This is a genomic window from Jeotgalibacillus alimentarius (assembly GCF_000829445.1).
GTDB classification, from domain to species: Bacteria; Bacillota; Bacilli; order Bacillales; family Jeotgalibacillaceae; genus Jeotgalibacillus; species Jeotgalibacillus alimentarius.
Genome location: NZ_JXRQ01000027.1, coordinates 1 through 26,174, shown reverse-complemented (window position 1 = coordinate 26,174; position 26,174 = coordinate 1). Strand labels below are relative to the sequence as shown.

The following is a 26,174-nucleotide window of genomic DNA, read 5'->3' as shown; positions in this document are numbered from 1 at the left end:
ATTAAATATATTTTGATCGTCGTATGATCTTCAGTGAATTTGTTTTGGATGCAGCTCTCAGCAGACAACCAAGTAATCAGAATTCATCAATCTCACAATACTTTACTCACCGTTTATCTGTCTTTAGACCTGCTATAAAAATTTGAGAAATATGTTTTTGACCTTCCAAACGTTTACATATCAGGAATGAGGGTAAAGACTAATGTATCATTTTTGGGAGAGATTTGGATTTAATGTTTCTTTATGATTACTTAAATGTTACATTTAGATTACAATAAAATTTATACATACGGAGGATTACATAATGAAAAAACGTTTATCAAAAGGCTTGCTGACAACTGTTGGAGCGGGCGTATTATCGTTAGGATTTGCAGCAGGGGCACAGGCAGAAGAATTATTTACAGATGTGAGTGTTGACAGTGACGCTTATGGACCGATTGAAAGTGTATTTTTCAAACGAGTTATGACTGGTTATGATCAGGCAAACGCTGATGGCAGTGTCAGCTATGAAATGAGACCCTACCAGGAAATCACGCGTGCACAAGCTGCGAAAATGATTTCAAATGGTATAGGAAACATCCAGGCTACTCAAAATGTGAGTGACTTCCCGGATATCGATGAGTGGCACTGGGCACATGATTACGTAACACTTCTTGAAAATGACGGTGTTGTATCAGGGGACGCAGATGGCAATTTTAATCCTGAAGACCGCCTGAACAGAGCTCAGATCGCTAAAATGCTGGTGGAAGGATTCGATCTGCCATTTGATGAAAATGATACGGACACCGGATTTAACGATGTCAGCAGTAACAGCTGGGAAGCGCCTTATGTAAAAGCACTTGTTGATGCCGGTATCACGACAGGTACATCAGCAGATACATTCTCATCTTACAATGATGTAACACGCTATCAGCTTGCTGCATTCATCGACCGGATCTATGAATCAAAAGAGCTGAACGATGATATGGCATTAGTGCAGGCAAGAGGTACATTCAATAAAATGAAAGATACGTTTTATAGTAACGTGATCAAAACAGACCCTAACGAACCAGTATTTCCATATGAAAACTTCCGTGATGAGATGCTTGAATCAGTAACGGTTGGATATGAACCAACTGTCATTGAAAACTATGAACATCAGTGCCGTGCATGTGACGGATTGTATTACACAGGAAGCTTCGTGAGTAAACTTGGTTTTGAAATGATTGAAAACACTGAAAATACAATTGAATTGAAAGTTATGTATACACAAGCAGGTTTAACCCCAGTAACTGAATATCACCTTGAAATTAAAAATGATGATGGAACATGGAAAGTAAATGATTACAATAGAACATATTTTGAAACGAAAGAAGAAATGCCGGTACTGAACCTGACTGCTGAAGAAGCGGCGAACTATATGGAAGGTGAAGAACGTTCATATTCAGCGATTACGATTTACAAATATGAACTACTAAGAGAAGAAAACGGCAGCTATGTATTCATGAGCTACTCGAGCCAGGGTGACCGTGAAATTAAGGTTGATAAAGCAACCGGGCTTGTATTATTCTAAGTTGAATAAAGTTGAGTAAGTATCAGAGCTGAACAGGCGCCAAAAAGCCTGTTCAGCTTTTTTTAGAATGTTCCATTGATGGAGGATGAACACTGTATTACCATTAATAATTGATAATGTGTTAAAAGAAGACAAACATGGTACAAGGATTTTTTCTGTTATTTTTCAGTCTGATGATTACGTGGAAACCGGCCATTCCGTGGTTTATTGCAATCGGCTGGCTGGTCAATGCTGAGCAGAGTGAGCTGTCTGTGATTTTCTACCGCGGCGTAGGAATACTCATGTCGATCGCCGGGTTTTTCTATATGCTGGATGCGTTTATTAACTAGGGAATGGAGGCTGGCACGGGGCCGGTGGGGGCTAGCTAGGTGGGTGGGTGATGGAAAAAACTCAAGTGCTGATGGATATCATGTACGTGCTGATGGAATTTCGCGCCTCAGTGAAGGAAATATCGAACGCCTATAAGAGGCTGAAGGAAATAAATTGACTTCTGAAGGAATCATTCCAAAATTGAGGGAATAAATTCAGGGTTGATGGAAATATCGTTCAACTTGAAGGAATTGAGGCCCGACCATACCACCCCAGAGTTCACACTCAAATCAGTAACCTTTCATTCCAATAACCTCACAACCAACCAAAAACCCCGTCGCTCAGCAGAACGACGGGGTTTCTTTTATTATAAAATCCTATTAATCAAGGATCTTGATATCTACAGTTTGTACGCCATAGTTAAGCGCAGCTTGTTGAGAAGGAATAAATAGGTCGATTTTATTTCCTTTGATTGCGCCGCCAGTATCTCCAGCGATTGCTTCTCCGTAACCTTCAACCCATACACGTGATCCAAGTGGAATTACGTTAGGGTCTACTGCGATTACTTTCTGGTTAGGATTCGAACGTAGGTCGATTCCAGTTGCTGTTACGCCAGAGCAGCCTGCACAATAAGCAGTGTATGCTGTAGCTGTAACTGTCATTTCCTGAACTGCATCAGATGATGGCGCTTCGCCACCTGTTCCTTGTACACCTTCAGCTGACTGAGTTTGACCTGAGCTCTGTGCCGGTGCTGCAGCCTGAGATACTGCTGGAGCTGCCGCCTGAGATACTGCTGGAGCTGCCGCTTGTCCAGCTACTGAGAATTCCTGTCCTGGGAAGATCAGGTCACTTGAAAGGCCATTCCAGCTCATAAGTTCACCTACAGTAATACCGTGTGCTTGAGCGATCTTATAAAGTGTGTCGCCTTTCACTACTGTATAAGTGTCATTTGAAGTTGAAGCAGCTTGTGCTTCACCAGAAACCTTAAGCGTTTGTGCCGGGAAGATTAGAGTAGAAGATAGATTGTTCCACTCCTGAATTTGTTCTACTGTTACATTATTATTTTGAGAGATGCTCCAAAGAGTATCACCTTTTTTGACTGAATAATCTGCTGCTGATGCTGACGCTGCTGCGCCTGTTGATAATGCTGCGATTGCAGTTAGTGCAACGATTTGCTTTTTCATAAATTGAATTACCTCCTTTTCACTAACAGGACCTAGCATAACACGCATACATTTCACAGCAATAACAAACAAGTTAGAGAGAGATAACAATTACATTACGGTCAAATTTGTCTATACAGCGTTGACATGTGTACACGTGAGGACTATACTATACTCTATTATTGGAAAGGATATTTTAATGATTTAAAGTGTAAGAGAGGAGTAGAAACCTGATGGATCGAGTCGTCAACTTTTCGGCGGGGCCTTCAGCTATGCCGCTCGAAGTACTGATGCGAGCACAATCTGAACTCGTCGACACGAATCACGCCGGCATATCGGTACTTGAAATGAGTCACCGGTCAAAAGCCTTCGAGGAAATTTTGTCCAATACAAAACAGCTCTTGAGAAAACTGATGAACATCCCTGAAAACTACAAAATATTATTTTTACAGGGTGGTGCATCGTTACAATTCAGCATGATTCCGTTAAATTTGTTACAAAAAGATCACGAAGCGGCCTATATTATTACAGGATCTTGGTCCCAAAAAGCACTAAAAGAGGCTAAAAAGGTCGGACAAACCACTGTCACAGCAACATCCGAAGAGGATCAGTTCAGACAAATTCCTGATCTCTCTCAGATTACACACTCAAAAAATTTATCCTACGTCCACATCACCGGTAACAATACAATAGAAGGAACGCGATTTACGCACCTGCCAAAAACTGATGCGCCGATCATCAATGACTGGTCCTCCGGTATCCTGTCAGAGGAGATTAACGTCAGCGATTACGGCATGATCTACGCAGGTGCACAAAAAAATCTCGGGCCATCCGGCGTCACAGTCGTGATCATCCGGGACGACCTGATCGGACATGCACCTGATGGATTGCCGACCATGCTGAACTACGAAACGCATACAAAAGCAGATTCGCTCTATCATACACCGCCGACATTCGGCATATATATGATCGGTCTCATGCTTGAGTGGATTGATTCACTCGGGGGCGTTAAAGAGGTTGAAAGGCGCAACCGTGAAAAAGCTTCCTTATTATATGAAACAATTGATCAATCGACCATTTTCCATTCGCCTGTTAAAAAGGAAGACCGTTCACTCATGAATGTTCCTTTTAAAACAGACAGCGTAGAAACAGACCGTGCATTTTTACACTTCGCAGCAGCGAAACAGCTTGTAGAATTAAAAGGACACCGATCAGTAGGTGGCATGCGCGCGAGCATTTATAACGCGATGCCGCTTGAGCATGTGGAGCGGCTGTGTGGGGCCATGCGGGAGTTTGAGGAGACGATGAAGTAGAAGGTGGAATTCAATAACCGCTTATGACCTTCGCTGCGGGTGGCGCTTTCCGCAGGGTCGGCGGTGAGCCTCCTCAGGCTTCGCCTTGCGGGGTCTCACCTGTCCGACTTATCCTGCTGGAGTCGCCACCCTCCGCTACGGTCAACGCTTTGATGAATATATTAACACTGCCTCATCAAGTTAATTGATGGATATAATGTAGATACTTCTATATTTAAGTGTCATTTCATTTTACAATCAGATTTTTAAGTCAAATGCATAATAGGTAATAAACTTTCTTAATCAACTGGACTTATTTACTTCTATACTATTTAGATATCGAAAACCCATCCGCTGGTGACCGGAGTGGAAGGCGGGGACTCCGGAGCGATAAGTGGGATAGCTGAGACCCCGCAGGCGAAGCCGAGGAGGCTTAGCGACCACCGCTCGGAAAGCCTCCGCCTGAAACAAAGGTCTCCAGCTTTTATACAAGCATCACCCTAACTTATTTATATCAGGAGGTTCTCTACGTTGACTTATCAGATTCAAACCTATAACAAAATCGCTGATGCAGGACTGAAGCTTTTAGATGAACAATACGAGATCAACGCAGGCAATGACCCGGATGCCATTTTGCTGAGAAGCCATAAGCTTCACGGACAGCCAATTCCTGAAACCGTTCAGGCCATTGCCCGGGCTGGTGCCGGAACGAATAATATCCCGATCGACCAGTGCTCTGAACAGGGCGTCGTTGTGTTCAACACACCTGGTGCGAACGCTAATGCAGTTAAAGAACTCGTGATCTCATGCCTGATTGCAAGCTCGCGTAACCTGTTCCGTGCCGTACAGTGGACCCACTCGCTAAAAGGAGAAACTGAAATCTCTGAAAAAGTGGAAGCAAACAAAAAAGCGTTTATCGGACATGAAGTAGCCGGCAAAAAGCTCGGTGTTATCGGGCTCGGTAATATCGGATCAGTCGTAGCCAACGATGCCCTTGCACTCGACATGGAAGTGATGGCCTATGATCCATTTGTGTCAGTAGATGTTGCGTGGACCATTTCAAGAAGTGTTAAGCGCGTGCACCAGCTTGAAGAGTTGCTTTCGCAGTGTGATTTCATCACGATCCACGTGCCGCTCAGCCCTAAAACAACCGGTATTATTGATGAAAAAGCATTTAAAGCCATGAAAAAAGGCATTCACTTCATTAACTTTGCACGTGGAGAACTCGTTGATCACGGAGCATTGAAAACTGCACTCCAGGACGGAACAGTCGGCAAATACATTACAGATTTCCCGAGCGATGATATTTTTGGCATGGACAATGTAGTGGCTACACCGCATCTTGGCGCATCAACAACTGAATCCGAAGAAAACTGTGCGATCATGGCAGCAAGACAGCTGAAGAATTACCTTGAAACAGGTAATATCAAAAATGCCGTCAATCTGCCAAATGTCAGCCTGCCGCTTACATCACCAGGCCGCCTGACGATCATGCACCGTAACATTCCAAATATGCTCGGTCAATTCTCACAGCTGCTAGCGGAACGCAACTTCAACATCGCAGACATGCTCAACCGCAGCCGTGGAGAATTTGCCTACACACTAATCGATATCGACAACAAACTGAACGACGAAGAAGCAACAGACATCATGAACAGACTCCAAAAAATAGAAGGCGTCATCCGCGCACGACACATCGCAAACGGCTGGCACTAAGAAAGCGAAGACCCGGGACTGTCCCGGGTCTTCGCTTTTCACTCTAAGCACAAACAACTGCAAAATCCCCTTCTTTCTGACAAAATACTTCACTGCGCTAAAATATAACCAAAAATTTGAAATCAAATTTTCCGAACTAATCAGAACATTCTACTGTTATCTCCCAAAAAGTAAAATACAACCACCTTAAATTTTATGATTCATCAGAAAAATTTCCTTAATAACCAGCATACAATGTGCTATCCACAAAATATTCAAACATTTTTCCTTTTCATTTTGCATAAAATATACGATAATTATGTTAAAGTACTGAATATTTAAACAATATTCAGCTTAAATGACTTAACCAGTAAATCTCTTTACGCTTTAAGACGTGAAACTCCTATTCAGCATAAGGGGCAGATCCACAGATAGGATCTGCGACTATTGACTACAACTAAAGACAGGAGGGAGAACAATGCTGCTGACCGTTAAAATGATGAAGCCGTTTTACACGCTTCAGGAAGGCCATGAGCTCAAGCTGGTATTCGCGTACCAATACTTCTCCGTCGTAAAGGGAGAGGAAGTCTATCAATTTATCCCGGTCGAATCAAACGAAATCAGAATTAATCTAAAAACACGCCAAATCGAAAACCTGACTGATATCTTTGTTTTCCAGCGTGGCACAAGGATCTTTAGAATCCCGCTGTTCCAGCTGCTGCAAATATCAGATCTGGTTGATCATCTAAAAGCAGTATCACAATTCTACGTTGAGCAAATTCAGGCAGACGAGGAGGAAGAAGCGATGAATGAAGAAATCGGCAACCTTGAGATGCAGAACCTTTACAGACTGATCGATAAAGCCCTCCTGGAAGGAGACCGTGACCTGTTTATGCAGCTTACTGACCAGCTGAAAACAGAGGAGGCAGCACAGTAATGAAAGCCCGAACCCGAAGCGAGCCATAAACCCTCTCATCTGACCAACAGAAGAGAGGGTTTTAAAGTTGGGAAAAATCCAAACATTTTGTCAAAAACAGTTGGAAATTTTTTTAGAAAAATTGTTCCAAGGTCTCATAAATCAACACTTATATGTAAAAAGTCACCGCACGCCTAAATAAACATAAAAAAGAACCGCCCGATCAAATCGGACGGTTAAATGAGAGGGTATTGCTGGGTCATTTCATAATCTTATTGTAGGATAGGTTCGCGAGATTGTCTATTGGGAAAATTGTGTTTACTTTATCTGGCAGGAGGAAGCACAGTACGATCTTTAACTGTTTGTGTTCCGTAAGTGTCATCGCTCGCAACTTGATGAAGTGTATCGTTATGATCTGTCGCTGTGTGGAGAGCACTTCCAGCCATAAAGCCTCCAGCTAGTACAGTGACTCCAAGAGCTCCGGCAGTGATAAGTTTCTTTAGTTTAACCATAATATATTCTCTCCTTTTCTATTAGTAGCCTCCATTGATCATAAAACTCCTTGGTCTTAGTAAAGTCCCCGATGTCGTTATAGTAATCAATGATAACTTCAATGATTTCTCGTGCATCCCCATAGTTCTGATGTTTCACTAAGTAAGGATACAACCATTTTACCGCATATTTAACTCCTTCGAGTTGGGAAAATTCTAATTTTTCTAAATACGTAGAGTAGTGATAATAGTATTTTCCGTATGTTTCTTTATAAGATTCTTTTAATAACTGCACTCTGCTGTGCCACTGTTTATTTACTTTACGATTTTTCTGTACATTCTCTAACCATATTAGTAATCCAACTGCATGACTTTCTGTATATGGTTCAGCAAGTTCGAGTGCTTCATCAAGATATTTCTGTGCTTTTCCATATTGCTTTGACATATGCAGGCATCTTCCGTAATTAACTAGGACGCCGGCATACAGTGAGTCCCGAAAGAACATGCGCGTATTTTGCAATAGTGGTTTATAAATTGCAATGGCTTCATTATAGAGATTAAGGCGCATATAGCTTATCCCGATAATCGTCTGGGAATGAACCTGTCTTGAGAAATTACTCTCATTCATGAAAATATCATACGCTTTTTTACTAAAAATAAGCCCAGCTTCATTTTGGTTCATACTGACATGGGCACGGGCGAGTAAATAATACGCTTCTCCAACCCATTGACCTCCTACAGGAAGTGGGTTTTCTAAGAATTTATTTAGAGCCTTAATCGCCTCTTCTGTTTTTTCAGTTATTGTATAATGGAAGCCATTAAAGAATGTCAGGATATTACTTTCAATTGGATCAAAAGTGGTTTTAAGTCTTTGCAGAATTTTCATCTGTACCTGAGCTTCTTTTAAATCAGCTTTATTAAGAAAGTATCGGTATTTATATAAATGAAACAAATTTACATATTCGCTTGTCTCAAAGTAGTCTTCTTTTTGCATCATTTCTTCAAATAAGGTATCTATAGTTGCTGTATCCCTCATAAAAACAGAAGAAATGAACTCTTGTAGTATTTCTTTCAATTCAGCAAGGTTATCAGCAATTTCATCAAGCTTTAGCCCAAGCTTATCCAACAGCAGCCCAACAGTCTCCTCGTTCGCTGAATACATATTTGTCTCAATCTTACTCAAGTGAGAAATTGAGCAAATGCCTTCAGCCAACTCAGTCTGCGTCATGCCTTTTTTCGTGCGGTAGTACTTAATAATTGACCCGACATTCATCTGCCATCCCCCATTCGTTATCTATGTATAAAAGTGTGTGTAGATTTTTATTCTATTTCTTTATGTCACTAAGCGCAGTTCCCTGCGAAAAGGCGGAGCGGTTCAAATCTTCTCTTCCTATTATAATATAAGACTTTCGATATAGTCATTACCTAGGGGGTTCTGCAGTTACGAGATCGGCCACTACAACAAAATCGCATCTCACTACATCTACGGCCCGTCTCACTACAACAAACCCAGGTGTATCCAACAGCTGCGCACGAAAACACAACACCTGCCAGCCAAAACACTACAACCAAGCCCGCGCACAGCGAAGCCGCCCTGCATGCCCTTCAGAAACAAGCCTTTAGTTTCTCAAAACCATCACGAGGGCGTGCCGCTTCAACCGCTTATGGGCTCACTGCAACTGCGGGTGCATACACGACATCTGCGGCTGTATATACTGCAATCAAACCGGGCGTATCCTGCAACCGCACGCGAAAACACTGCAACCACCAGCCAAAACACTGCAACCGACCCCCGCACTATCCGAAGACCCGGGACTGTCCCGGGTCTTCACTATAACAACCATTACATTTCCTTTAAATTTCACATATCCCACTGGCACGTATCATCAGACTCGCATACAATAGGATAATGTGCAAAATCACGTTTTTGCTATCAGATATTGCCTCTTTTGCGTTATAATAGTTAGATTGAAAGAAGTGTAGGGGAGGGGTTTGGATGAAGCAGGTGCGTAAGGTGATTATTCCGGCTGCCGGCCTTGGAACGAGGATGCTGCCGGCGACGAAGGCTCAGCCGAAGGAAATGCTGCCGATTGTAGATAAGCCGATGATCCAGTACATAGTGGAAGAGGCCATTGCATCGGGCGTTGAGGATATTATTATCATCAGCGGCCGCGGGAAGCGTGCGATTGAGGATCATTTTGACAAATCGTATGAGCTGGAGGAAACCCTTGAGAAAAAAGAGAAGCGTGAACTGCTTGATCAGGTGAAGCATATCTCGAATCTGGCGAACATTCATTATATCAGACAGAAAGAGCCTAAAGGACTCGGACATGCGATCTTGTGTGCGAAAAGTTTTATTGGCGATGAGCCGTTTGCGGTCATTTTAGGGGATGATATTGTGGAGTCAGATACGCCATGCCTGAAGCAGCTGATTGATATATACGGAGAGCACCCTGGCAGTTCTGTGATCGGCGTGCAGGAAGTGCCGAAAGAAGACGTGTCAAAATACGGGATCGTATCTCCGGGTGAGCAGATAGAAGATCACCTGTATACAATTGAAAGTCTGGTGGAAAAGCCTTCTATAGAAGATGCACCATCCACGCTTGCGATTCAGGGCAGATATATTCTGCAGCCTGAAGTGTTTCATATACTAGAGAACCTTGAGCCGAGTGCGCGGGGTGAAATAGAATTGACGGATGCGCTGAGACAGATGCCGGGGCAGCTGCTTGCGTATTATTTTAACGGCAACCGTTATGATGTCGGGGATAAGCTCGGATTTATTAAAGCGACGCTTGAACTTGGACTGAAACGGGAAGACCTGAAAGGGGACCTCCTAGATTATCTGGGGGAACTGATGGTACGTCAGAAAGGATAAATCAACATGAACCATATTGGAATTGCAGGAACTGGCTATGTCGGCCTTGTCACAGGCGTCTGCCTGGCAGAGGTTGGACACCATGTGACCTGTCTCGATATATCAGAAGAAAAAATAGCATTACTCCGCAGTGGCAAGTCAACGATTTTTGAACCGGGGCTTGATGAGATGCTGCAGAAAAATATCCGTGAAGAGCGGCTGCATTTTACAACAGACCGCACCGAAGCCTACCACGGTAAAGACATGATCTTTATCGCAGTCGGAACGCCTGAGGGTGAAAACGGTCAGGCGGATCTGTCGTATGTCAGACAGGCTGCAGCAGACATTGCTGACACTGTGACAAACGATATCATCGTCGTCACCAAAAGCACAGTGCCTGTCGGGACGAACGAAATGGTCGAAGACATCATCCGCAGCCAGTCAACAATTGACGTACACGCTGTCTCAAATCCTGAGTTCCTGCGTGAAGGCAATGCGATCTATGATGCCTTTCACGGGGACCGGATCGTCATCGGCGGTAACCATGAGCCGGCTGTCCAAAAGGTGGCTGCGCTATATGAACCGTTTGACATTCCAGTCGTGCAGACTGATACAAAAAGTGCAGAACTGATCAAATACGCATCGAACGCATTTTTAGCAACTAAGATCAGCTTTATCAATGAAATCGCAAATATTTGTGAGATCACGGGCGCAAATGTGGAAGCTGTCGCGAAAGGTATGGGGCTTGATAAGCGGATCGGCACCCAGTTCTTAAAAGCCGGAATCGGTTTTGGCGGCTCATGCTTCCCAAAGGATACAAAAGCGCTCACGTCGATGTCCGCTGAAGCGGGCTATGAATTCCGTATGCTGAATGCTGTGCTTGAGGTAAATGAGCTGCAGCACAACAAGCTGATGGAAAAAGCCAACGAGTACAGCGCGATTCACCGCGGCACCAAAACAGCCGTGCTCGGACTTGCATTCAAGCCGAATACAGATGACACACGGGATTCACCTGCGATTCATATGATTGAAGAGCTGCAGCGAAAAGGAGCGGACATTATCGCATATGACCCGATCGCAACGGACAAAATGAAGGCAGTGTTCCCAGATCTGACGTATACGGATTCGCTTGAAGAAGCGCTATCCGGTGCTGAGACCGCGTTCATTATTACAGACTGGCAGCAGATTAAAGAACAGACGCCCGATTTCTTTACAAAACTGATGAAACGTCCGCTGATTTTTGATGGACGGAATTGCTTTGATCCGGGGGAGATGCTCAGTGGCGGCATTCACTATCATTCAATCGGACGGAGCGGAAATTCTTTTCGTATGAGTATGTCAACTTAAGCGTTTTTTCGATATAATAAAAGGCAGGTTTATTGAAGATAAGCCGATGAAAGGAAGTACAAAACGTATGTTTGAGAAAATTTGTGTTGTAGGTCTTGGTTATATAGGCCTTCCGACTGCTGTCATGTTTGCAAATAACGGCATGAAGGTTCACGGCGTTGATGTAAATGAAAAAGCAGTCAGCATGATTCAGAATAAACAGCTTCATATTGAAGAAAACGGACTTCAGGAGTACCTTGAAAAAGCGGTGGATGCAGGCACACTTACTGTATCAACAAAGCCTGAAGAAGCGGACGTGTTCATTATTGCCGTTCCGTCACCGATCAATGACGATAAAACAGCGAACCTTGATTATGTGCGCATGGCGACAGAATCAATCGTTCCTTTTGTGAAAAAAGGCAACCTGGTCATCCTTGAATCAACCGTGCCGCCGCGTACCGTTGAAGATGTGATGCTGCCTGTATTAAAAGAAACAGGTCTTGAGTTCGGAACTGAACTGCTGGTCTCACACTCACCTGAGCGCGTGATTCCGGGTAAGATCTTTGAAGAGCTTGTACAGAATGACCGCATTGTCGGGGGGATCAGCCCTGAATCTTCACAGAAGACAAAAGAGCTGTATGAAACGTTTGTAAAAGGAACAATCCATTTAACAGACGCAACGACAGCTGAGCTTGTAAAAGTAATTGAGAACACATATCGCGATATTAACATCGCATTTGCCAATGAGCTTGCGAAGATCGCTGAAAAGATTGACGTGAATATCTGGGAGGCAATTGACTTTGCAAACTTCCACCCGCGTGTAAATATTCATAAGCCGGGCCCTGGTGTGGGCGGTCACTGTATCGCAGTTGACCCGTGGTTCCTTGTTGAACTTGCACCTGACCTTGCAAAGATGATTCACCTTGCACGTGATACAAATGACGGTATGCCAAAGCATACAGTAGAGCGCGTACAGAAGTATTTCCAGAAAGAGCAGATTCAGCATGGCCGCGTGGCAGTGTTTGGTCTTGCGTTCAAAGGAAATGTGGATGATGTGCGTGAAAGTCCGTCACTTGAAGTACTTCGTCAGCTTGAAGAAGCAGGCGTTGATTATACAGCTTACGATCCGCATGTAAAAGAAAATAAAGTGCCGCGTCAGACGCAGGACTTTACAGAAGCGGTAAGCAATGCTGATCTGGTGCTGATCCTGACAGATCACAATGAATTTAAAGAGCTGGATCCCGCAGCTTTCAAATCCGAGATGCGCACACCAGCTGTGCTTGATACAAAAAACTGCATTGACCGCGTTCGCTGGGAAGAAGCAGGTTTTGCATTCGGACTGTTAGGTGACTCAAAGCACTCTGAATAAGAGTGGGATAGGTGAGATGACATGAAGGAAAATTATCTCGGAGTCGATGTCAGTCCTCTGAACTACGATGAACTGATAAGCGCACTCTATAAAAGACTTGAAGAACAGCAAAATTCATTCATCGTCGCAATCAATCCGGAAAAAATCATGAAAGCCAAGCAGGATGAGGAGCTGAGAACGCTCTTAAACCGCGCTGACTTTCAGATTCCGGATGGGATTGGCGTGATTTTGGCTTCCAAGCTAAAAGGCGGCAGCATCAACAGCCGCGTCACGGGTATTGATATGATGATGCGAATCTGCGAAGAGTCAGTAAAGCGCAACAAAAGCGTGTTTCTGTTCGGCGCAAAGCCTGGTATCGCTGAAGAAGCGCAGGCAGGTCTTGAAAAACTGTATCCCGGTATCCGGGTGGCAGGGACGCTGAATGGTTATGAAAAAGATCCTGACGTGATCAGGCAGACGATCAATGACGCGAAACCTGATATTCTGTTTGTTGCAATGGGCAGCCCTGCGCAGGAATACTTTATCGTCAACAATATGAGTGAACTGCACCCGCACATTTTCCAGGGTGTCGGCGGCTCATTTGACGTACTGTCAGGCAGAATCAAGCGTGCGCCCCAAGCCTTTCAGCGCCTCGGGCTTGAATGGTTTTACCGCCTGCTGAAGGAACCAAAGCGGATCAAGCGTCAGCTCATTCTGCCAAAATTCCTAATCAGCGTGCTGAAGAAGTAAGGAGTTTACTATGTCGAAATTCAAAGTAGCGAGTATACTATTTCTATTTTCAACACTGCTGTTAAAGTTCTCAAGCATGCTCCGCGACATGACGATCGCGGGGCTGTTTGGTGCTTCCGGGCAGTCAGATATTTATTTTGCCGCGATGACCATTCCAAATGCCATCGTTCTTTTTATGCTTACAGGCATGAAGGATGCCTTCCTGCCGAGCTATTATAAGTTCGATCAGCAGGGGAAGGGATTTTCGCATCTTACAAACGTCGTCAAAGGGACGTTCTGGATTACAATTGGGATTTCAATTATCGGGATTATCATTTCACCATTTCTGATGAGACTGATATATCCTGAATTCGGACGTTATGAAGACGGCTTTGAAATCGCTACATGGACCGCAATCATTTACTTTATTGCGATTATCTTTGTAGGGATGAATGCAGTGTATGAAGGGTTCTTCGACTCGCAGAAGAAGTTCTCATTTTCAACGTTCTCTCAAACTGTCGTCGTACTTGTGATGATCGGTTTTTCATTATTATTCTATCGTCAGCTGGGCATTTATGCTGTTCCGATCGGATATTTGATTGGAACGATCATTTCATTTTTAATCAAGCTTGTGTATTTGAAACCAAAACGCTTTTTAGCCTGGAAGCAGAAGATTGACCGGAAAGAAGTGAAGGCTTTTTATCTGATCTTCCTTCCAGTTGGTCTTACGATTGCAATTGGACAGATTAACCTGACCGTTGACTCAATCTTCTCAGCGCAGATGGAAACGGGTGTTGTAGCGAACCTGAACTATGCGTTCAGACTCGTGAACATTCCGCAGGCGATCTTTGGTGTAACGATCGCAACGCTCGTCTTTCCATTAATCGCATCCGCTTATGCAGAAAATAAGATGGATCAGTTTAAGAGCGGGATTGAAAAAGGATTGATCTTTATGATCATGTTTCTGATCCCGACTATCGCCGGAATGATTCTTGTGATGGAGCCACTTGTGAAGATCTTCTTCGAAAGAGGACGGTTTGACGCAGCAGCGACTGCTGATACTGCTACATATGCGATCTTTTACGTAGGGTCTGTGTTTTTTTACAGTATTCAGGCTGTTATTGCAAAAGGATTTTACACGATGTCAAAAGGGCATTATATCCTGCGCATTGGATTAATCTCAGTCGTCCTGAATGTCATCTTCAACTGGTGGTTCTCAAGTCTATACGGTGCAGTTGGCCTTGCGCTTGCATCATCCGTTGTCGGCATGCTCTACAGCATCATGACATTCACCATGCTTTACAGGCTGACTGGCGGCTTTGACCTGAAGAAGATCGGCTGGAATGTGCTGAAGGTACTCATTGCCGGAGCAGTTATGACTGCCGCACTGATCGGTCTTCAGCAGACAGCGATTCCGTCACTGCCAATACTTTTATATCTCGTTATTATTGGCGTCACAGGGATCATCGTGTACGCAACAGGACTATATTTATTAAAAAGCCAGCCATTTAAAGAGCTGATCGCAAGGGGAGGGAACAGAACATGAAATTCAAACACGTACTTCAGGAGCTAAATAGAATCGATGTCTTTTCACCGTATCTGTTCTTCCCGTTTATTGTGCTGCTTTACTTCGGGACAAGCCTGTTTGACTTCGGACGGTTTGAATATTTCGGCTTAACGTATTCAATCTGGCCGGTGATTCTGCTTGGCCTTGCATCCTACTGGCTGATGGTCTGGATCGTCCGCAGTAAAAACTGGCGCTTTACGATCAACGTATCTGATAAGCTTCAGGGTAAAAGCATCTGGGTGCTGTTTGCACTCGCTTGGCTTGGCCTGATCGCTTACATTATCATGATCGGCTCCGGGCAGATCGGAATCAGCGATGAAGCAGCAAGACGATCGCTTGATCCGAAGCTGAACTTTCTGAGCGCACTGTTGTGGTTCTCCGGACTGTTTTTAATCAGCTGGTTCTTTCTTGTAAAAGAGAAGAAGGTAGGCGTGTTTATTTTACTTTTTGCCGTACTTGCAGGATTGTTTGTTGTAATGGGCTACAGAACACCGCTAGTCATCATGCTGTTTACAGCCATCATCATTTTTCACTATATGGTGCGACAGATTAAGTTCACCTGGTTTATCGGCGCACTTGTATTCGTCGGACTGGCGTTCTCGATGTTCGGCTTCTACCGCTTCGCTACAGAGGATCCGTCAAACCCGTTCAACAGCCGCGAGCTGCCTGAGATCTCAGATGAGCTGAACGTGGATCAGATTGAAGAGCGCAATGAAATGCTCAGGGCACGCATGGAAGAAACGCCAGCAGTTGTCCGCGCAATCAATAATGAAAGTGTCACAGGACATGTTGTGCTGAGTAAGATCATGGAATACACGGATGAGGAAGGGTACCTCCTTGGCGAGATTCATGAAGGGATCTTAAGCCCGGTACTGCCGGGTGAGCAAATGTCACCGCGGATGAAGGTATCTGAAATCGCAAACTCCCTGACCGTCGAAGAAGGGATCTATATTACCCGTCCCGGACGAACCACAACGCCGACGTTATTCGGTCAGTTCTTCGCTGACTTCGGTTATGCAGGTGTGATCATCGGATTCGGCTTGATCGGGCTATTTATCACCGTTCTGTATAACCAGACGCGGCAGATGGGGGAGCGGTCGTATCAGACGATCAGTTATGCATTTGTGCTGACAGTGTTCACGATCTCGCTTCATACGGGGCTTTTAGATCTGATTTTTGTGCTGATGCTTGGGTTTGCGCTGCTGAGTGCGACGGTGGAAAAGAAAATTCCTTAATTGTGAAATGAAAGATTGTGAAAATTGTCAATAAGTGATAAGATGGTTTTGCAGATAGAAATTTCCTCTAAAATATATAACAACGGCTGGTTGGTGGCCGGGAGCACTTCGTCTAATGGCGGGGTGCTTTTTTGATGCGAAAAAAGCACAGTCCGGATATCCCGAACTGTGCTTCTAATCTTACTGCTTCGGCGGATAAGCCTTCCATCTGCTGAAGTCAGCATCCGTCTTCTTCACCATCTCCGCAGGGAAAATAAATGTCCACGGCTTACTCGTGTTCGCTGATACAGATAACGGTCCAAGCTTGAATCCGCCCTGTGCCACGACATCACCCTGTGCATCTTCAATCACAAGCGGCAGCTGCTCAAGCTGAATATTCTTCTGGCTGCCGTTACGGATCAGCAGCGTGACATGAAGACTGCCGTCTTCCTTACGTGACTGCTGCAGGCCTAGGAAGTTCACTTCGCCTGGCTTAGGCGGTTCTGTCTGCTTCACAAATGAAGCAAGCTTTTCCTGCTCCTCAACTGCAAGGGACAGTTCCCACTTCTCATCAAGCTCTAGTCTGTGCGGCACCTCTTTTGGCTTCAGCTCAAAAGCAAGCTGCCAGTCCTCTGAAGGCATGTCTTTTTTCTCCACTGTTCCAGCTTCGAACATAAACTGCCACGGGCGGCTGCTTTCAGGAGGAAGCTCACCAAGCTCTGCGAGGTCGAATTCCTTACGCGCAAGCCGTTCGCCTTCAGGACTTAGCAACAGTAAAAATGTTTTACCAAGTGTTACAGGCTTCTTCAGGCTCGATCTCATAAATGCCGTTACCGCAACAGCGCCGCTTTTTTCATCCTGCTCAAGGTTTATACCTGCCAGTGACAGCTGGTTACGCTTAAGCGGTGTCAATTCTTTATTCAGAAACTGATAATAATATTTTTCTTCATCATTCACTCTTGAACCAGGGTGCAGGGAGAGGCCAGTTGTGACTTCCTCTTCACCCGCAGCTTCTGCATTTTCCACGATTTCATCAGAAGAAACAGCATGATCTTTTCCTTCTCTTTTTTTATTACGTGTAAATTTCTTTAGCCAGCTCATTTAACGTTCACTCCGTTCTTCTTCGTTGTCTCGATCTTATGAATCAGCTGTGCAGTCTGTCTGCTTACATCCTGCTCAAGCTGATAATACATCATAGAGAACAGTTCAAGCCCTTCACGCTGATACTGTCTCATCGGATCTTCCTGAGAATAGCTTCTCAGACCAACGCCTTCCTTCAGGCGGTCCATTGCATCAATATGGCGCAGCCAGTAATGATCCGTACGCCCAAGAAGGAACTTTCTCAGCTGCTCAGAGAATGACTCCTCCTGTAAGTGTTCATCTACAAGATTTACATAAACGTCAGTCTGTTCTTTCACAGACTGCTGGATTTTCTTCAGTGGTGTGTCTTCGTTAATAAACGAAAAGTCACCTGTTGGCACAATCAGCTTCAGGTTGTCTTTCATCTGTTTGCGGTCCCACGTTTCATCCGGCTCATCCTCAGGGCAGCGCAGGCGGACTTCCTCCATTGCATGAGATGAAATAATATTCTTCAGAATCGGATGAACAGCGTCACGTTCAAGCAACTTATCGCGCAGATCATAAATCGTCGCACGCTGAACCCCAAGCACATCATCAAGCTTCAGGTTATATTCACGGATCGAGAAGTTGGAGCCTTCACAGATCCGCTGCACGCGGTCAACGAATTCTTTGGCTTTTTTACTTTTCACTTCACCGTTTTTATCAGAAGAAATATTTTTCTTCAGTTTTTCAAGCTCTTCCGGTGCAAAGCGGCGATACATTTCATCATCAAGTGAGATAAAGAATTCAGATGTACCAGGGTCTCCCTGACGGCCTGAACGCCCCTTTAACTGATTATCAATCCGTCGTGCTTCGTGACGCTCTGTTCCAATCACATATAGACCGCCAAGCTCACGGACACCTTCACCAAGGACAATATCCGTTCCGCGTCCAGCCATATTCGTCGCAACCGTAATGGAACCTTTCTGACCTGCAAGTGAGATGAGGCGTACTTCCTGCTCAAGACTCTTCGCATTCAGCAGTTCATGAGCAAGACCGCGCTTCTTCAGTTCTTTAGAGACAAGCTCTGACTGAATAATAGAAGTCGTACCGATCAGAACCGGACGTCCTGCATCATGCAGTTCTTCGGCACGGTCAGCTGCGGCCTGATACTTCTGCTCAACTGTTTCATAAATGCGGTCAGGTAAATCCTCACGTGCAATCGGCTTATTTGTTGGCACCTGTACAACACCAAGGTTGTATATATCACGCAGCTCTTTCTGCTCCGTTTTCGCAGTCCCTGTCATCCCTGACAGCTTTTCGTAACGTCGGAAGTAGTTCTGAATCGTGATTGAGGCCTGCGTTTTATTTTCTTCTGTCACTTCAAGACCTTCTTTGGCTTCAATCGCCTGATGAAGACCATTACTGAGTGTACGGCCTTCCATCGGGCGGCCTGTGAACATATCAATCAGAAGGATTTTACCTTCCTTCACGATATAATCCACGTCACGCTGGAACATCACGCGTGCACGCAATGCCTGAATCACATAATGGTAAAGCGTCTGATGCTCAAGCTCATACAGGTTATCAATATCAAATCCGCGCTCAATACTTGAAATCCCGTCTTCTGTCAGGTTCGTCGTTTTTGTCTCCAGGTCATAATGGAACTCGCGGCCTTCTTCAAAATTCTTAACGATCCGAGCGCACAGATAACTGAGGTCAGTACTGATTCCATCTTTACCGGCAATAATCAGCGGCGTCTTCGCTTCATCAATTAATACGCTGTCAGCTTCATCAATGATGGCATAGTGAAGGGGACGCTGAACGCGCTGCCCGGTCTCATAGACCATATTGTCACGCAGGTAATCAAAACCAAATTCGCTTCCGATTCCATATGTAATATCAGCAGCATAAGCCATTCTCTTACGGTCAGGCTCAAGCCCGGGGATATTCAGGCTGACATCCAGCCCAAGGAACTCATGCACCTGACCGATTAAGTCACGGTCACGCCGTGCCAGGTACTCATTCACTGTAATGACGTGAACGCCTTTTCCTTCAAGTGCGTGCAGATAACTCGGCAGGGACGCAACAAGCGTTTTCCCTTCACCGGTTGGCATCTCTGCAATATTGTTATCAGAAAGCGCGATACCGCCAATCATCTGAACGTCAAAGTGGCGCATGCCAAGCACACGCTTAGACGCTTCACGTACAACTGCGAATGCTTCATTACGCAGTGAAGATAATGCCTCACCCTGAGCGACTCGTTCTTTAAAAATGGTGGTCTGTTCTCTCAATTCCTGGTCACTGTACGCTTCATAACGGCTTTCAAGAGCATTGATCTGCTCTGCCAGTTTTCTATATTTTTTTAGCTGCCGGTCATCGCCGGAGCTTTTAAGTTTTTGTATGAAAGAAATCATGGTGTTCTCTCCTTAATCTTGTAAACTGCATCAGCTATCAGTATAGCATGTACTGTAGTCAGTTACATTAATTTCTCAGCATTTCAACTGGATATAGATGGTAAGTGTGTTAAGGTTAGTAGTGTAGGATAATGATAGAGTCTGTAGAAGCGGGCTGGTGATTTCCGCTTCAGGGGGACCGCTTTCCGCGCGGTTGACGGTGAGCCTCCTCGGCGCAGGGCGCCTATGGGGGTTTCGCCTATCCGACTGCTCGCGCTGGAGTCGGACCCCCTTACGCTCCAATCACTTAGCTGTGCAGATACAGCAAATCGTGTTTACGAAATTATTTAATAGGGGATTTTCATGAAAAAGAAATGGACTGGCATTACGGCTGCTGCACTTGCACTTTCATTAGTCAGTGTGAACAGTGCATCAGCAGAAGAGAACGACACACAGGCATTTAAGAAAATGCTCACTGAGACAGGAATTGAGAAGGGGATACCGCCTGAAGTGTTAAAAGCAATCGCCTATAAAGAAAACGGCGGATTCAATCACTATAATGAAGAAGGACAACCTGTTGTTTCTGATGATGGCGGAATCGGGCTGATGCAGTTGACGTTCACAGCGGATGAAATTGAACGCTATAACATTGATATGGATCGTATAGCGAATGATGTGGACTATCATATCGAACAGGCAGCTGATCATCTGCTCCGTAAAAAAGCACTGAACCTTCCGATTGTGAATGATGGTGAGATGCGGGATTTAGAATCATGGTACTTTGCTGTAATGGCTTATAACGGCCTGAGTCAAATTAATGATCCGAATACAAATGATGATGCTTATCAGGAGGATGTATATGACTATATCCGCAACAATAGTGTGATTCCAGTCGGTGAAACACCGGAACTTGAAATCAACTTTGGTGACACGGAAGAAGACCGCCTGATTATGTCCTTCCCGGATCGCGACTACACATGGCCGACTGAAACGCCGTCTATGCAGCTTGCAGCAAACGGCAGCAGTGTCTACACCTTTCATGAACATGAAGGTTTCGATACTTCAAACGTGAGAAGTGAAGTTGGGGGAGAGGTTATTGCATCTCTTAACCATTACACACCACTTGAAATCACAGCAGGACCGTTTGAAGCAGCAGGAGAAGCCAACCACTATGTCTTCTATAAAGTTAAAGGAAACTTTGGTGAAGGATACATTGCCAGTTCCAACCTGCAGTATGGTAATGACCTGACGATCTTCAGTGACTTATCACCGGGAGAATTTGAAACAGCTGTAGCTTATCTACAGCAAAGAGATGTCATTAACGGCTATGAGGACGGCACATACAAACCGTTCAACGTTCTTCAGAGAAGACACGCAGCAGCATTGATCGTCAGAGCGCTTGACCTTGAAATGCCTGAAGACTATGAAGTGACTTCACCTGACCTGACACCTGAGACGCCAGGATACCAAGACCTTGCGATTATGGAGTATCACGGCATCATGGGCAGAGGCGGTCAGATGAACGCACAGGCACCACTGAACCGCTCACAGATGGCCAGTATGCTGAACCGTTCATTTGAAGCAGTATATGAAGTGCCAGAAGAAGATTTGAAGATTAAGGATATCGGTACTGATGATCTGATCTATGATGATATTGCAGTGATCGTTCATAACGGGATTACAAATGCTGATGAGAATACAGCATTTAATCCATGGAATTCGGTTACCCGCGGACAGTATGCGCTGTTCTTTGAGCGGTCCATTAGACTCATGGAGGAAAAGTTTGAATAATGTAAGCGATTAAAAGAAAAAGAGACTGACATCTACATAGGACGTCAGTCTCTTTTTCTTTTGTTATAAGAATATAACGAATATTATCATCAAAAGGATAAAAGTACAGTAATCGAACCATATAAAGGGTATGGAACTAGTTTTTTTCTTTTTGTGCTAAAGTTTTACGAAAAGATGACGAAAAAAGAAAAGAACACTAGAGAAAACCATTAAAGAAGTATAGAAACTTATTCTAATGAGTTTTTTCTTTTATTTTTCAGAAAATGATTGAAATATTTCTGTCATCTTGTAGAATAAAAGATGGTTATTGAAATGGGTAAACCTATCCTAAATGGAAATAAATGATGTTAATTTCCAAATTGTAAAAGGTTTGACATTCTCGTAACCTATGACTATACTGATGGGTGTAGGTTCATAAGTTGTTAAATGGGTCTTTTTTCATAATTACATATTCCCTTTCAACAGCTTGATTATAATAATGCAATCACAAGGAGGAAATTTTTACATGGCTTACCAACCAAAGTCTTACCGCAAGTTTCTTGCGGGTACAGTTACAACTGCACTAGTTGCTTCAGCTGTTGCTCCAGTCGCAGGTGCCGAAACAACACAGAACGAAGCAGCACAGGAGTCAGGATATACTGACGTCCCAGCTACAAATTCTCACTTTGAAAATATTTATAAGGCAGAAATAGCCGGCCTCATGGGTGGTTATCCGGATGGCACTTTCAAGCCTCTTCAAGACCTAACTCGTTCTAATGTTGTTAAAGCGCTAGGTAAATACGTAGTTGCAGCTGCAGGTTTTGAAACAGTTGCTGAATATTTCGAAGCAAACGAAGAAGCGCTTGCAGCTACTGAAGCGTTCAATGATGTTCCATCCGATTCTGTTGACTCTGAGCTATATAATTATTCTCTAATTGTTAAAGAAGCTGGGATTTTCCAAGGTAGCAACAACAACCTAATGCCTCTTGATAACATTACTCGTCAGCAGATGGCTCAGGTTATCGTTAATGCTTTCAATCTTGATGAGGTTGAAACTGATAATGAAGTGGTAGTAGAAGATCTTGACTCAGCTTTCACTCAGTACCAGGATGATATTCAAATTCTTGCTAACCATGAAGTTACAACGGTATCTAACTTCCGCCCTCTTGATTACACTTCACGTGGACACCTTGCTTCTTTCCTAGTTCAGGCATATGAAGTAGTTTATGGTGAAATTGTCGATGGAGAGTATCCTGGCGTAACTTCAGTTGAATTCAATGAAGAAGGTAACATGTTCACTGTTGAGTTTGATGAAGATATTTCTGAAGACGTAACAACTGAATGGATTCTTGAAAACTATGATGTAGAGGTTAATGATACACCTGTAACTGAACTTGATGAAGCAGTAGTTGAAGCACTAAACCTAGATATTGATTCAGTAGATGGTATGACTGTAACATTCAGTCACACTGATCTTGATGATCTTCGTGAAGCTCTTGAAGGCGATGAAGTGACTCTATCTATTAATGGTGTTGAGGATACTTATGTGTTTGCTGGTGAAGTAGCAGTTACTTCTGTAAGTGCGATTAACGCTAAATCTGTTGCAGTAACATTTAACACTGATGTTTCTGATAAAGATCTGAAAGCAGAAGACTTCAAAGTTTCTAACCTTGCTGTTACAAACGTATCAGTTAACGGTAAAGTTGCTACTTTAACTTTAAGCTCTGAATTGTCTAATGGAACTACTTATACAGTTGATTTTGAAAAAGAAGGATATGAAAAATCTTCTGCTAACTTCTTATACGCTGTAGAAGTTGAAAAAGGAATTAAATTAGAAAAAACTGCTTTCACTATCTATGCTAATCAAGCTGATGAAAATATCTTTGATTTTGTGAAAGTTTATGATGTGAACGGTAAAGAAGTCCCAGAAAGCCAAATAGCATCTAAGGATATTGAAACTGATAACACTAATGTAGTCGATGCTACAAATACTGTAACAAAAGGTGACATTAAAGGAACTGGAACAGCTAAGGTAAACATTCGTTATACTTTAACTGATGGTACAGTATTAGAAACTGGAAGTACGACAATAAGTGCAGTTGCACAAGATGCTAAAAACACAGCTGGCTTCAGTATCAATACTGCTGCGGATCAATTTGAAAACACTGTAGACTTTAAACTTGCTCAAGCAGATAATGAACATAAAACAGTTTTATATCCTACCCAAGGAACTGCAGCTCCAACATTCCTTTCTGTTTATGCTTATGATGCAAACAATGACCCGTTGACTGAAGCTGTTACATCTTCAAACAGTGAAGTAGTTGAATACAATGTGACTACTGGTGGAACTTTGTTACAAGTTAACAAAAATGACGGTAGTATCATCTATCAAGCAAGCACTGCAGGGAAAGCTACTGTAAATGTTAAAAAAGGTGCATTCTCATATAATGCTGAAGTTGAATTACGCAATGCAGCTGAACTGAAAGATATCACTGCAAATAAATCAGCTTTACAAGTTGCTGAAACCAATACGGCGAATGCTACTGTAATTGATCCTGCTCTACAATCAGCTTCTATGAATCTTACATTCTTAGACCAATATGCTACTGAATTCGGTGCTGATTTTACTAACGAAGAAAATGGAGTAGCTAATTTCACAGTTAGTGCACCAACTGCTTATGCTAATGACAATGGAGACACAATTGGTCAACAAGCAAATGTTACTTTCACATCTCATGACGGTTCAACTAAAAGTGGTAGAGTAGTAATTACTGCAGATCATACGAAATTAACTGTTGGTTTTGATGAAGCAACTAATGAAGTAACTGTTACTTCTACAAACCGCGATATCTCTGTTGATGAGAACGTGAATCTAACAGTAGCTCTTTATGATACTAATACTGCTACTCCAAAAGTGATTAAAACTATCACTGTTCCAGTAAAAGTTAAAGATATTACTGAAGTTACAGCGCAAAAGCTTTTCAAAGGTAGTGACATGAATCCGTCTGGACTTAACAAAACTTCTAAAATTGAACTTTGGGAAGTTGATAAAGACGGAGATAAAATTCGTAAGGTAGAACAAGGTGTAGAGACTGTTAACCGTGGTGCTGATTTAACTGTAGGTACTGCTGATGATGTCACTCTATCTTCAAATGATGTAATTGAATTTGAAGCTGTGGTACCAAATAACAAAATTGCAGATGCATTTATTAAAGAAGCAACTGCAACTACTGCATCTCCATCAACTCCTGATGGTGACAATAAATTAACACTGACTACAACTGGTGATGCAGAAGCTACGTATGAATTCGTTCCAACAGCAGATTTACTATATGGTGAAGATGTAATTTTCACAGTTAAAGCTAAAACTGGGGATGCTTCAAATGCGAATCTTTTAGTTGCTCAGACAGTTGATGTACGTGCGTATAACAGTAAATCAGTTGCTAATACAGCTACTGTTAAAACTACTAATACAATCGACATTAGTGAAACCAATAAAGTAATTGGTGGGGCTGCAACTGCTCCGATCTCTATTAAAGACTCACTACTTGGGTTGTACGATGTTTCTGAATATATTGTAGACTCAATCGGTGCGGGTCCAACAGATACAGTCATTGCGCTTAAGAATGGTCAAGACGGCGTAGTGGTGAAACCAGTTGTTGAACTTAAAGATCAAAACGGTGATGTAATCAAATTAGGACCAGTTTCATACGGTGAACCTACTGCAAACTTCGCAGCTGGTGCGCAAGCTATCAATGATCGTATCTTGTCTACTTTGCAAGGATACTCAGCAGATCAAGATTTAGAATTTGAAGCTACATTGCTAGATACTAAAGATGTAACTTTTGCTCCAGCAATTGGTGCTCCACTAACGGGTGCTGAAACAGTTGCTTTGGCAGCTGACAAAGAGCAAGGTACTGTGAAAGTATTGTTAACAGCAGTTTATCGTTCTGGTGATTTAGCAGCTCCTGCTAAGAAAAATCTACTGCCTGCTTCACAAATTGTAACTCTAACGTATACTCGTTAATTTTCGATTCACGTGTACGTAAAACTTGAATCATCTGGAGTTTGGAAAGAACGAAGGTGATTTAAAGGATGAGTATTTGTTATAGAAGGCTCCTGCTATCTTTTAAGAGAGATGGCAGGAGCTTTTCTTGTGTGATTCACGGGGACGTAAATCATGAATCATTCGAAGTTCGAAAGACCGAAGGTGATTTAAAAAATTTGTTCTTGAAATAGAAGGCTCCTGCTATCTCATAAGTGAGATGGCAGGAGTTTTTTTCTTTTAGAAAGATTCACGGGGACGTAAAACTTGAATCATTCGGAGTGTGAAAGATTGAAGATGGTTTATAGAATTAGTCCTTGAAATAGAAAGCTCCTGTTATCTCTTAAAGTGATATGCTCCCTTCAAAGTAGACAGAGAAATAATAAAACTTCTCTACTACTATGAAGGGGGCATTTTTGTGTCTAAAAGAACGACTGATTATACAATA

General features: G+C 43.4%; 18 protein-coding genes. 13 read left to right on the top strand and 5 right to left on the bottom strand.

All coding sequences use genetic code 11. From position 1 onward, the window contains the following. The first annotated feature begins 304 nt into the window (after window positions 1-304). Together KP77_RS14280 and KP77_RS14275 are read left to right on the top strand one after the other, a co-directional pair. Window positions 305-1,552, top strand: coding sequence for an S-layer homology domain-containing protein (locus tag KP77_RS14280; RefSeq protein ID WP_041123419.1), 1,248 nt, complete (start codon window positions 305-307; stop codon window positions 1,550-1,552). A gap of 137 nt (window positions 1,553-1,689) precedes the next feature. Further along, the gene (locus tag KP77_RS14275) at window positions 1,690-1,881 is read left to right on the top strand and encodes a hypothetical protein (protein ID WP_041123418.1); all 192 of its coding nucleotides are present in this window, start codon (window positions 1,690-1,692) and stop codon (window positions 1,879-1,881) included. A gap of 360 nt (window positions 1,882-2,241) precedes the next feature. Here KP77_RS14275 and KP77_RS14270 read toward each other — a convergent pair whose 3' ends face one another. Beyond that, window positions 2,242-3,045: a 3D domain-containing protein gene (locus tag KP77_RS14270; protein WP_041123417.1), complete on the bottom strand. Its 804-nt coding sequence runs from the start codon at window positions 3,043-3,045 to the stop codon at window positions 2,242-2,244. Window positions 3,046-3,257: 212 nt separating this feature from the next. Between KP77_RS14270 and serC the strand changes: the two genes are divergently transcribed. The 3 genes from serC (at window position 3,258) to KP77_RS14255 (ending at window position 6,948) form a co-directional block, all read left to right on the top strand. Further along, window positions 3,258-4,337 carry a 3-phosphoserine/phosphohydroxythreonine transaminase gene (serC, locus tag KP77_RS14265; RefSeq protein WP_041123416.1) on the top strand — a complete coding sequence of 360 codons (1,080 nt, stop codon included), beginning with the start codon at window positions 3,258-3,260 and terminating at the stop codon, window positions 4,335-4,337. A 510-nt stretch (window positions 4,338-4,847) separates the two neighbouring features. Further along, window positions 4,848-6,032 carry a phosphoglycerate dehydrogenase gene (locus KP77_RS14260; RefSeq protein ID WP_041123415.1) on the top strand — a complete coding sequence of 395 codons (1,185 nt, stop codon included), beginning with the start codon at window positions 4,848-4,850 and terminating at the stop codon, window positions 6,030-6,032. Between the two features lie 457 nt (window positions 6,033-6,489). Beyond that, entirely contained in the window at window positions 6,490-6,948 is a 459-nt protein-coding gene (locus tag KP77_RS14255; protein ID WP_235420730.1) for an IDEAL domain-containing protein, read from the top strand. A 302-nt stretch (window positions 6,949-7,250) separates the two neighbouring features. Here the strand turns inward: KP77_RS14255 and KP77_RS14250 are convergent, their stop codons facing one another. Continuing rightward, the gene (locus KP77_RS14250; RefSeq protein WP_041123414.1) at window positions 7,251-7,439 is read right to left on the bottom strand and encodes a hypothetical protein; all 189 of its coding nucleotides are present in this window, start codon (window positions 7,437-7,439) and stop codon (window positions 7,251-7,253) included. Continuing rightward, window positions 7,432-8,691 carry a helix-turn-helix transcriptional regulator gene (locus KP77_RS17670; protein ID WP_052474285.1) on the bottom strand — a complete coding sequence of 420 codons (1,260 nt, stop codon included), beginning with the start codon at window positions 8,689-8,691 and terminating at the stop codon, window positions 7,432-7,434. Before KP77_RS17670 ends, KP77_RS14250 begins: the two co-directional genes overlap by 8 nt. A gap of 723 nt (window positions 8,692-9,414) precedes the next feature. Between KP77_RS17670 and galU the strand changes: the two genes are divergently transcribed. From galU to KP77_RS14215, 6 genes are all read left to right on the top strand, one after another. Continuing rightward, window positions 9,415-10,293, top strand: coding sequence for a UTP--glucose-1-phosphate uridylyltransferase GalU (galU, locus tag KP77_RS14240; protein WP_041123413.1), 879 nt, complete (start codon window positions 9,415-9,417; stop codon window positions 10,291-10,293). Between the two features lie 6 nt (window positions 10,294-10,299). Next, complete coding sequence (locus KP77_RS14235) at window positions 10,300-11,619, top strand: UDP-glucose dehydrogenase family protein (protein WP_041123412.1); 1,320 nt, start codon at window positions 10,300-10,302, stop codon at window positions 11,617-11,619. A gap of 67 nt (window positions 11,620-11,686) precedes the next feature. Further along, complete coding sequence (locus KP77_RS14230; RefSeq protein ID WP_041123411.1) at window positions 11,687-12,967, top strand: nucleotide sugar dehydrogenase; 1,281 nt, start codon at window positions 11,687-11,689, stop codon at window positions 12,965-12,967. Window positions 12,968-12,988: 21 nt separating this feature from the next. Next, a complete protein-coding gene (locus KP77_RS14225) occupies window positions 12,989-13,696 on the top strand; it encodes a WecB/TagA/CpsF family glycosyltransferase (protein ID WP_041123410.1) in 708 nt (235 codons plus the stop codon). Window positions 13,697-13,706: 10 nt separating this feature from the next. Next, window positions 13,707-15,221, top strand: coding sequence for a murein biosynthesis integral membrane protein MurJ (gene murJ / locus KP77_RS14220; protein WP_041123409.1), 1,515 nt, complete (start codon window positions 13,707-13,709; stop codon window positions 15,219-15,221). Continuing rightward, entirely contained in the window at window positions 15,218-16,477 is a 1,260-nt protein-coding gene (locus KP77_RS14215; RefSeq protein ID WP_041123408.1) for an oligosaccharide repeat unit polymerase, read from the top strand. Before murJ ends, KP77_RS14215 begins: the two co-directional genes overlap by 4 nt. 180 nt (window positions 16,478-16,657) lie before the next feature. On the opposite strand, the gene KP77_RS14210 is transcribed toward KP77_RS14215, so the two are convergent. Both KP77_RS14210 and secA2 read right to left on the bottom strand, forming a co-directional pair. After that, the gene (locus tag KP77_RS14210; RefSeq protein ID WP_041123407.1) at window positions 16,658-17,557 is read right to left on the bottom strand and encodes an accessory Sec system S-layer assembly protein; all 900 of its coding nucleotides are present in this window, start codon (window positions 17,555-17,557) and stop codon (window positions 16,658-16,660) included. Then, entirely contained in the window at window positions 17,554-19,932 is a 2,379-nt protein-coding gene (gene secA2, locus KP77_RS14205; RefSeq protein ID WP_041123406.1) for an accessory Sec system translocase SecA2, read from the bottom strand. Before secA2 ends, KP77_RS14210 begins: the two co-directional genes overlap by 4 nt. Before the next feature lie 342 nt (window positions 19,933-20,274). Here secA2 and KP77_RS14200 point away from each other — a divergent pair, with 342 nt between their 5' ends. Together KP77_RS14200 and KP77_RS14195 are read left to right on the top strand one after the other, a co-directional pair. Further along, the gene (locus KP77_RS14200; RefSeq protein WP_041123405.1) at window positions 20,275-21,702 is read left to right on the top strand and encodes an S-layer homology domain-containing protein; all 1,428 of its coding nucleotides are present in this window, start codon (window positions 20,275-20,277) and stop codon (window positions 21,700-21,702) included. 505 nt (window positions 21,703-22,207) lie between these two features. Then, the gene (locus KP77_RS14195; RefSeq protein ID WP_041123404.1) at window positions 22,208-25,708 is read left to right on the top strand and encodes an S-layer homology domain-containing protein; all 3,501 of its coding nucleotides are present in this window, start codon (window positions 22,208-22,210) and stop codon (window positions 25,706-25,708) included. The last annotated feature ends 466 nt before the right edge of the window (window positions 25,709-26,174 follow it).

Excerpts from the sequence above, each read along its gene's own strand:
- KP77_RS14280 (WP_041123419.1), top strand. The coding sequence starts at position 305 with ATGAAAAAACGTTTATCAAAAGGCTTGCTGACAACTGTTGGAGCGGGC.
- KP77_RS14275 (WP_041123418.1), top strand. The coding sequence starts at position 1,690 with ATGGTACAAGGATTTTTTCTGTTATTTTTCAGTCTGATGATTACGTGG.
- KP77_RS14270 (WP_041123417.1), bottom strand. The coding sequence starts at position 3,045 with ATGAAAAAGCAAATCGTTGCACTAACTGCAATCGCAGCATTATCAACA.
- serC (WP_041123416.1), top strand. The coding sequence starts at position 3,258 with ATGGATCGAGTCGTCAACTTTTCGGCGGGGCCTTCAGCTATGCCGCTC.
- KP77_RS14255 (WP_235420730.1), top strand. The coding sequence starts at position 6,490 with ATGCTGCTGACCGTTAAAATGATGAAGCCGTTTTACACGCTTCAGGAA.
- KP77_RS14250 (WP_041123414.1), bottom strand. The coding sequence starts at position 7,439 with ATGGTTAAACTAAAGAAACTTATCACTGCCGGAGCTCTTGGAGTCACT.
- KP77_RS17670 (WP_052474285.1), bottom strand. The coding sequence starts at position 8,691 with ATGAATGTCGGGTCAATTATTAAGTACTACCGCACGAAAAAAGGCATG.
- galU (WP_041123413.1), top strand. The coding sequence starts at position 9,415 with ATGAAGCAGGTGCGTAAGGTGATTATTCCGGCTGCCGGCCTTGGAACG.
- KP77_RS14235 (WP_041123412.1), top strand. The coding sequence starts at position 10,300 with ATGAACCATATTGGAATTGCAGGAACTGGCTATGTCGGCCTTGTCACA.
- KP77_RS14230 (WP_041123411.1), top strand. The coding sequence starts at position 11,687 with ATGTTTGAGAAAATTTGTGTTGTAGGTCTTGGTTATATAGGCCTTCCG.
- KP77_RS14225 (WP_041123410.1), top strand. The coding sequence starts at position 12,989 with ATGAAGGAAAATTATCTCGGAGTCGATGTCAGTCCTCTGAACTACGAT.
- murJ (WP_041123409.1), top strand. The coding sequence starts at position 13,707 with ATGTCGAAATTCAAAGTAGCGAGTATACTATTTCTATTTTCAACACTG.
- KP77_RS14215 (WP_041123408.1), top strand. The coding sequence starts at position 15,218 with ATGAAATTCAAACACGTACTTCAGGAGCTAAATAGAATCGATGTCTTT.
- KP77_RS14210 (WP_041123407.1), bottom strand. The coding sequence starts at position 17,557 with ATGAGCTGGCTAAAGAAATTTACACGTAATAAAAAAAGAGAAGGAAAA.
- secA2 (WP_041123406.1), bottom strand. The coding sequence starts at position 19,932 with ATGATTTCTTTCATACAAAAACTTAAAAGCTCCGGCGATGACCGGCAG.
- KP77_RS14200 (WP_041123405.1), top strand. The coding sequence starts at position 20,275 with ATGAAAAAGAAATGGACTGGCATTACGGCTGCTGCACTTGCACTTTCA.
- KP77_RS14195 (WP_041123404.1), top strand. The coding sequence starts at position 22,208 with ATGGCTTACCAACCAAAGTCTTACCGCAAGTTTCTTGCGGGTACAGTT.